Raw genomic sequence first — 2,146 nt, 5'->3', positions numbered from 1 at the left:
CCGCGGCGCGCGCCGCGGCAGCCCTGCCGGCGCTGTCGGAGCGCACGCTCGCCGCTGCGGCCGCCGGCTGATCAGCCGGCTTCGGCGCTCAGTCGCAGGGGCAGCCCGGGGTCGGCGTGGCGGCGCCGCGCACGACGTGGTGGTCGATCCACTCTGCCACCAGCCGCCGCGCCTCCGTCATGGAGGCTTCGGGATGGTGGATGCGGTAGAGCGTGGTGCAGGCGGTGAAGGCGGCCATGTCGCCACTGCCGCCTTCGCGCAGCTCGCGATAGGCGGTGACCACGGCGCGCTCGCAGCGGCGGGCGATGTGGCTGAAGTCGCGGCCCATCGGCTGTGCTCTTCCCCTTCCCCGTCCGCCCGGCGCGGCGGCCCCGGCAATTGAGAACCGTTCTCAACTGACGCCGAGGTTATACGACGCAGGCGCGGCGCGCTTCAAGTGAACGCGCCGCCACACGCCGCCGCCGGGGCGGTCAGGCGCGCCCCACCGCCTCCGCCAGGGCGCGGCCGACATCGATGGTGCCGGCATTGCCGCCCATGTCGCGGGTGCGCGGCCCACCCTCGGCCAGCAGGTCCTCTATGGCCTTCACGATGGCGTCGGCGGCGGCCTTCTCGCCCAGGTGCTCCAGCATCATCGCCCCCGACCAGACCTGGCCGATCGGGTTGCAGATCCACTTGCCCGCGATGTCGGGCGCCGAGCCGTGCACGGGCTCGAACATCGAGGGGAAAACCTTCTCCGGGTTGATGTTGGCGCTCGGCGCGATGCCGATCGAGCCCGCGACCGCTGGGCCGAGGTCAGAGAGGATGTCGCCGAACAGGTTCGATCCGACAACCACGTCGAACCAGTCGGGATGCTGCACGAAATGCGCGCAGAGGATGTCGATGTGGAACTGGTCTGTGGTGACCTGCGGGTAGCCCTTCGCCATCTCCGCGAAGCGCTCGTCCCAGTAGGGCATGGTGAAGGTGATGCCGTTGGACTTGGTGGCGCTGGTCAGCTTGCGGCGCGGGCGCGTCATCGCGAGCTCGAAGGCGTATCGCAGCACGCGGTCCACGCCGGTGCGGGTGAAGACGCTGTCCTGCGTCACGAACTCGCGATCCGTGCCGGCGAACATCCGGCCGCCGGAGGAGCTGTATTCGCCCTCGGTGTTCTCGCGGACCACGTAGAAGTCGATGTCCTCCGGCGCGCGGTCGGCCAGCGGCGTGCGCGCGCCGGGCAGCAGGCGGCAGGGGCGCAGGTTCACGTACTGGTCGAAGACGCGCCGGATCGGGATCAGCAGCCCCCAGAGCGAGACGTGGTCCGGCACGCCGGGCCAGCCCACCGCGCCGAGGAAGATCGAATCGGCGTCGCGCAGCCGGTCCAGCCCGTCATCGGGCATCATTTTGCCGGTCTTCTGGTAGGTCTCGCAGGACCAGTCGTAATGCGTCAGCTCGAGGTCGAATCCGAAGCGGCGCGCGGCGGCGTCCAGCACGCGCAGCCCCTCGGGCACGGTTTCCTTGCCGATCCCGTCCCCGGGGATCACGGCGATCCTGTACCGGCGCGTCGTCATGCCATCCTCCTCGCTTGTCGGCGCGTGGGTGGCACGGACGGCGTCGCTTGGGGAGGGGGTCAGCGGTGGTTCCGGCGCCAGTCCTCGGGCGAGTCGAAGCTGCCGCCCCAGAGGCCGCGGCCATGCCACCAGGCCTCGGCCTGCTCTGGCAGGTAGCGCCAGGAATAGCGGGTGTAGGCGACGGCGAGCCCCTCGCGCACCAGCCAGGCGCCGATATCGGCATCGCCCGCCCAGCACCGCGCAAGGATGCGGTCGAAGCGGTCGCGACCCTCGGGCACGCAGCGCACCGTCTCGGCTTGCAGGAACCGGCGCAGCGCCAGAGTGGCATCCTGGCCGCAGGCCCAGGCCACGCCGCCGCGCGCGCAGGTCTGGGCGGCTTCCGGCGCATCCAGCCCCGCGAGCCGCACCCGGGCACTGCCGATTGCCAGCGTGTCGGCATCCACCACCTCGGGCCGGCCGACCAGCGCGGGCGCACCCGATCCCTCGCCGAACAGGCCCCAGCCGAGCACGGCAGCGGCCGCGCCAACCACCAAGACCAACAGGCGCCGCCGAAGCCGCCTCACGCCGGCGCACGCCGAGCCGGGCGGCGCGCCGCGCGCCGC

At 72.1% G+C, this 2,146-nt stretch carries 3 protein-coding genes; all 3 read right to left on the bottom strand.

The window, feature by feature from the left end:
• Nucleotides 1–88: 88 nt before the first annotated feature.
• Nucleotides 89–328: a hypothetical protein gene (locus OZN99_RS30280; protein ID WP_270938925.1), complete on the bottom strand. Its 240-nt coding sequence runs from the start codon at nucleotides 326–328 to the stop codon at nucleotides 89–91.
• Between the two features lie 142 nt (nucleotides 329–470).
• The gene (locus OZN99_RS30275; protein WP_270938924.1) at nucleotides 471–1,544 is read right to left on the bottom strand and encodes a tartrate dehydrogenase; all 1,074 of its coding nucleotides are present in this window, start codon (nucleotides 1,542–1,544) and stop codon (nucleotides 471–473) included.
• Between the two features lie 59 nt (nucleotides 1,545–1,603).
• The coding region (locus tag OZN99_RS30270) for a thermonuclease family protein (RefSeq protein WP_270938923.1) at nucleotides 1,604–2,146 on the bottom strand (543 nt) is incomplete at its 5' end.

Origin of the sequence: Falsiroseomonas oryzae (assembly GCF_027856955.1) — a bacterium.
Taxonomy (GTDB): domain Bacteria; phylum Pseudomonadota; class Alphaproteobacteria; order Acetobacterales; family Acetobacteraceae; genus Falsiroseomonas; species Falsiroseomonas oryzae.
The sequence above is the reverse complement of the archived record's forward strand: the minus strand, read 5'-3'. Positions and strand labels throughout refer to the sequence as shown.